This window comes from Desulfolutivibrio sp. (assembly GCF_036584575.1).
In the GTDB taxonomy this organism is placed as follows: Bacteria; Desulfobacterota; Desulfovibrionia; order Desulfovibrionales; family Desulfovibrionaceae; genus Desulfolutivibrio.
In genome coordinates, this window is sequence record NZ_JAZHDB010000068.1 from 1 (window position 1) to 5574 (window position 5574).

The window sequence follows — 5574 nt, forward strand, 5'->3', positions numbered from 1 at the left end:
CCTGCATGTGGATTACGAGGGCCAGGCGGCCATCCGCCTGGAGACGATCCAGGACATGGCCGAGACGGCGGCCTACGCCTGTCCGCTGCACCGCGACACGGCCCCGGCGGTCCTGGACACCCTGGCCCTGGTCGAGCAGGCCGCCCGGGATCTGGCCCGGGGCGCGCCGCCCGGGGTGGTCAGCCGCCGCTTCCACCTGGGACTCCTGGACGGGCTGACGGAACTGGCCGCGACCATGGCCGCTTGGCGCGGCACGCGCCGCGTGGCCCTAAGCGGCGGCTGCCTGCTCAACCGGACCCTCTCCGGGGAATTGCCGGGCAGGCTGCGCGAGCGCGGACTTGTGCCCCTGTCCCACCGGTTCCTGCCCCCCGGAGACGGCTGCATCAGCCTGGGACAGGCCGCCTACGGGCTTTTGCTCAGGGACGAGACATCGGAAACCGGCAATCCACAGGTGGATGGTATGCTTTCTCCTTGACTTTTTTGCAAATACCCCTAGGGGATTTCTCGTCGCGTTTTTTTCATTGCCTGCCGTTCGGGAAGCCGCACGGCCGCAGCAGCGATGGACGGCAGACGCCCGCAAGGCCATCCGGCCTCAGCCGGTCGACGAGGATTTTGGGGCGGCATCGGGCATCCGAACCGGTGTGATGTCGACCCAAAGGGGTGGACCTATGAAATCCGGATTTTGGTATTTCCGGGACACGCCCCGACACCATCATGAATTTTTGTTCATACTGCAAGGCCTTTGCAACTCCCCTTGACGAAGAGGTTTTTTTCGGTACATGGTCATAACCGCAACATCCACCTATGGAATCATGTTCACATTTTACCATTGCAAACCGATAGTGGCTCATCAAACATCTTTGGCAAAGCCGCATCACGTCGCCTGCAAGCATGTTGCATCCGTCGGCATATTCAACCGAACTTTTTAACAGGAAAAGCGGGAAAGAAGACATGACGTACCAAGATTCCGAATCCGGATACAACACCTTCGAAGAGGCTTTCGAGCGGATCAAGAAAGCCACTGGGCTGCGCACCCAGGTCGAGGTCGCCAAACTCCTGGATATCCGCCAGTCCAGCATTTCCGACGCCAAGCGGCGCAAGTCCATCCCCGACGGGTGGCTCATCAAGCTGTACCAGCTCTACGGGCTCAATCCCAACTGGATCCTCGACGGCGAGCAGCCCCAGTTCCTGGGCGAACGCAAGGGCGGGGCGCTGGCGGTCATGGAGTCCTCGGACGGATACGGCGCACGCAAGCCCAAGCACCACAGCGTGCCCGTCTGCGCCATGACGCTTCCCGAGGATACCGAGGGCGGTTTTGTGGAGACGCCGGTGGAGACCATCACCATCGCCGACAAGTTTTATCGTCCGTCCCTTCTGGTGGTGCGCATGGACGAAGAGCACATGGAGCCCCTGATCCGCCGGGGGGCCTATGTGGGCATCGACAAAGACCGCAAGACCATCCGTTCCGGCGGCATCTACGCCCTGGATCTGCCCGTGGAGGGCATGGTCGTCAAGCGCGTCAACTACGACGCGGAAAACTCCAAGCTGATCCTGCGCGCCGAAAACCCCAGCCATGAGGACCAGCAGATTCCGGCCGAGGACGGGGCGTCCCGGGTGATCGGCCGGGTGGCCTGGGTGCTCCAGGAATTGTAGCCCATCCGCCTTTGTCATCTTCAGGGCCATGCTTCGCCGCATGGCCCTTTTTTTATTCCGCAGCCCCCCATCCATGCTGCGCGCCCGAAAAAAATACCCCGACCCGGTGTACAAGCGCCCCCTGTCGTGCTAGACACCCGCGACAAACGCCTTGCGCCGCCTTGGCTTTTTTTTTTGCCGGGCGGACGGCGGACGCAGCAGCCAAAGAGAGCCCGTCATGGCCAGCCCAAAAACCTATCGGCCCAACATTGTGGCCTTCTTCTGTCGTTGGTGTTCTTATGGGGCGGCCGATCTGGCCGGCTCCCTGCGTCTGCGTTATCCCGTGGACATCCGCATCATCCGCGTCCCCTGCTCGGGCAGCATAAGCCCCCAGTATCTGCTCTACGCCCTCATGCAGGGTGCAGACGGCGTCTGGGTTTCAGGTTGCCATCCCGGGGACTGCCACTACCGTATCGGCAACATGCATGCCAGACGCCGCCTGACGCTTTTGCACAACCTCCTGGACTATGTCGGCATCGAACAACAGCGCCTGCTGTTCACCTGGATCGCCGCCTCCGAGGCCCACAAGCTCCAAATGGAGGCCGAGGACTTCGTAGCCGCCGTTTCCGCGCTGGGACCGGCCAGACGCCTGGTCAAGACCCTGGAGACCTGCGCCATATGAACGCCTACGCCCGTCGTATCCGGGAAATCGCCCACCGGCTGCTCAGCGAAAAGAGCGTGGATGCGGTGGTGGGCTACCGGGCCGGAACCGTCCCCATGCGCGCCCGTCCCTTTGTCGCCCGCACCCCGGCCGAGGCCGGGGAGTTGACCTGGTCGGGATTTTGCGTGGGCAACCTGGCCAAGCTGGCCGCCGGCCTCTGCGGCCGGGTGGCGGTGTGCGCCCAGGGCTGCGTCAGCCGCAATCTGGTGGGGATCATCCGGGAGAATCGCCTGACCCGGGAAAATGTGACGGTCATCGCCGTGCCCTGCCTGGGGATGCTCGACGCCCGCAAGATCGAGGCCAAAGTGAACGGCCGCACGGTCACGGGGGTGCGCGAAGAGGCGGAGGACGTGACGGTGACCGGGGCGGATTTCGAAGAGGTGTTCCGGCGTGGCGAGGTCAAGCGCGACAACTGTCTCACCTGTCGGCATCGCAACCCCGTGCTCGCCGACGAAACCGTGGCCGATCCCGTGACCGAGACCGGCGGCGGCGACAGCGACAAGATCATCGAGTTGTGGGAGCGCAAGAAACCCGAGGCACGCTTCGACCTGTTCACCCGCACCTTCCGCGACTGTATCCGCTGTTATGCCTGCCGGGACGTCTGTCCCCTGTGCCACTGCACCACCTGCTTCGTGGACCGGTCCAGGCCCCAATGGCTGGGCAAGACCCAGGACGAGCCGGACGTTTTGACCTATCATCTGCTGCGGGCCTTCCACTGCGCCGGACGCTGCACGGACTGCGGGGCCTGCGAATCGGCCTGTCCCGTGGGCATCCCCATGCGGCGGCTCACGTCCAAGCTCGAATCCGACGCCAGACGGCTTTTCGGCCACGAGGCCTTCCTGTCCCTGGACGCCAAACCCGCCCTGGCCGTCTATTCTCCCGACGACCCGGACGAGGCCTTTTCGTGACGAGGGGTGCATGAACGACGCCATGATTTTTTCCCGCCTGGATCTGCCCCGGATCCTCGCCGCCTGGAGCGCGACGCGCGCGGTGTACGTCCCGGCGGTCTCGGGCGCGCTCACGGCGTTCACCCTCTTTGACCCGGAACGCGGGCTGTCCCTGGATTACGGCAACTCCACCCTGTCGCCCAAGCCCTTTTTCTTCCCCCAGACGGAATGCCTCTTGCGCTTTTCCACCCGCGGGGAGGACGCCGGACTGGCCGTGGCCGAGCCCCAGGGCACACAGCTTCGCGTGCTCTTCGGCATCCGACCCTGCGACGCCGGGGCCTTTTCCCTTCTGGACCGCATCTTTTGCCAGGACCAGGGCGGCACGGACCCCTCCTGGGCCTCCCGCCGGGCGCGCACGGCCCTGGTGGGGATCGGCTGCAACGTCCCCGACGCCGCCTGCTTTTGCACCTCCATGGGCGGCGGCCCCCACCATGCCCGGGGCCTGGACATCCTGGCCACGGACCTTGGCGACGAGGTGCTCCTCACGCCGATCACGGACAGGGGACGCGCCCTTCTGGCCGAGATACCGGCCACGGCGGCCGCAACCCCGGCTCGTGGCGCACGCGGCGGAACGGCGATTGGCCGGGCGGAAACGCTGCGCATCAACGCCGAGGCGATCATGGCCCGGTCGCCCTTTTCCGGCCTGACCCTTGAGGCCGTGGCCCGGCGCAGCCAGCGCACGGTCCATGCCCTGGACATCTGGACGAAAATCGCCGAGACGTGTCTCAACTGCGGGGTATGCACGTTTACCTGTCCCACCTGCCACTGTTTCGACATTCAGGACGAGACCAAGGGACCGACCGGCCGCCGGGTGCGCAACTGGGACACCTGCATGTCCTGGCTTTTCACGGCCCACGCCTCGGGGCACACGCCGCGTCCCACCAAGGTGGAGCGGGTTCGGCAGCGTTTTCTTCACAAATTCAAATACATGCCCATGAATCTGGATGGTCGCCCGGGCTGCGTGGGCTGCGGCCGGTGCGTGCGCCAGTGCCCGGTGAACATCGACATCCGGGAGGTGCTGCGGGTCATGGATGTGGCCTGCCGGGCCGCGCCGCCATCCGGGGCAACCTGCGACGAGGCGGCCTCATGAATCCCGCAAGCCCCTATCTGCCCTTTCCCGTGCGCCTGACGAAGGCCCATTTCGACACCCCGGACAAGAGCCTGCGCACCTTCCGCGTGGCCTTTGAGGATCCGGCCCATGCCGCGTCCTTCCGCTACCGGCCGGGGCAGTTCGCCGAACTGTCCGTGGCGGGTTTCGGCGAGGCCCCCATCGGCATCGCCTCAAGCCCCACCGAAGGCCAGGAGCTTTTGTTCACGGTCAGCCGCATGGGCGTGGTCACCTCCGCCCTGCACGGGCTTGAACCGGGCGACCGATTCGGGGTGCGCGGCCCCCTGGGCAACGGCTATCCCCTGGCGGAACTTGTCGGCAAAGACCTCGTGGTGGTGGCCGGGGGCTACGCCGTGACCACCCTGCGCAGCGCCATGGTCTGGCTGCTCGACCCAGCCCATCGCAAAAGCTACGGCCGCATCACCTTCATCTACGGGGCCCGGTCCCCGGAGCTTCTGCTCTACCAGGATGTCTGGCGGGAGTGGATGCAGCGATCCGACGTGGACTGCCGGGTGACCATCGACAACGCCTGCCAGGGCTGGGACTGCCTGGTGGGTTTCGTGCCCCGGGTGCTCAAGGATCTGGCCCCCTCCCCGGAGGGCGCGGCGGCCCTGGTGTGCGGGCCTCCGGCCATGATCCGCTTCAGCCTGCCGGTGTTCGAGGATCTGGGCTGGCAGCCGGAGCAGATATTCATGAGCCTGGAAAACCGCATGAAGTGCGGCATCGGCCTCTGCGGCCGGTGCAACGTGGGCAACCGCTACGTCTGCAAGGACGGCCCGGTGTTCACCAAGGCGGAGCTCGACCGCCTGCCTGCGGAATACTGATTTTTCCGTCCCGCCCGTCTTGCGCCCGCCGCATATCGGCGCCCCTTGGACCCCGGCCGCTTCGCTTCCGCGATGATGCGTTTCTTCGCCTTCTCGATCACACCCCGCTCCGGCCTGCGGCGTCCACCCCCCGCCCCCTCTTCAACCGCCCGTCCTGGCGGCAACGCATAAATGTAATACACTGATATTCCAGAACTTCCCATTCCGTATCCCTGACCATCGGCGTTGTGTCCCCATCCAACACATGCCGCAACCGGGCAGCCCTCCTCCCTGGATACGTAAAGACCTATCCACTGAGCACCATGTCAGCATCTTGCCTTCTATTCTTCGTCGTTTCTTCTA

The 5574-nt window shown here is 65.0% G+C and carries 6 protein-coding genes; all 6 read left to right on the top strand.

Going from position 1 to position 5574, the window contains the following annotated elements; all coding sequences use genetic code 11:
- Positions 1-475: Kae1-like domain-containing protein (locus V3572_RS05285; protein WP_442877356.1), on the top strand; the 475-nt coding region annotated here is incomplete at its 5' end.
- A gap of 476 nt (positions 476-951) precedes the next feature.
- Positions 952-1653: a LexA family transcriptional regulator gene (locus V3572_RS05290; protein WP_332109939.1), complete on the top strand. Its 702-nt coding sequence runs from the start codon at positions 952-954 to the stop codon at positions 1651-1653.
- A 217-nt stretch (positions 1654-1870) separates the two neighbouring features.
- A complete protein-coding gene (locus V3572_RS05295; RefSeq protein ID WP_332109940.1) occupies positions 1871-2314 on the top strand; it encodes a hydrogenase iron-sulfur subunit in 444 nt (147 codons plus the stop codon).
- Entirely contained in the window at positions 2311-3261 is a 951-nt protein-coding gene (locus tag V3572_RS05300; RefSeq protein ID WP_332109941.1) for a 4Fe-4S dicluster domain-containing protein, read from the top strand. Before V3572_RS05295 ends, V3572_RS05300 begins: the two co-directional genes overlap by 4 nt.
- Positions 3262-3271: 10 nt before the next feature.
- Positions 3272-4390, top strand: coding sequence for a 4Fe-4S dicluster domain-containing protein (locus V3572_RS05305; RefSeq protein ID WP_332109942.1), 1119 nt, complete (start codon positions 3272-3274; stop codon positions 4388-4390).
- A complete protein-coding gene (locus tag V3572_RS05310) occupies positions 4387-5232 on the top strand; it encodes an FAD/NAD(P)-binding protein (RefSeq protein WP_332109943.1) in 846 nt (281 codons plus the stop codon). Before V3572_RS05305 ends, V3572_RS05310 begins: the two co-directional genes overlap by 4 nt.
- The last annotated feature ends 342 nt before the right edge of the window (positions 5233-5574 follow it).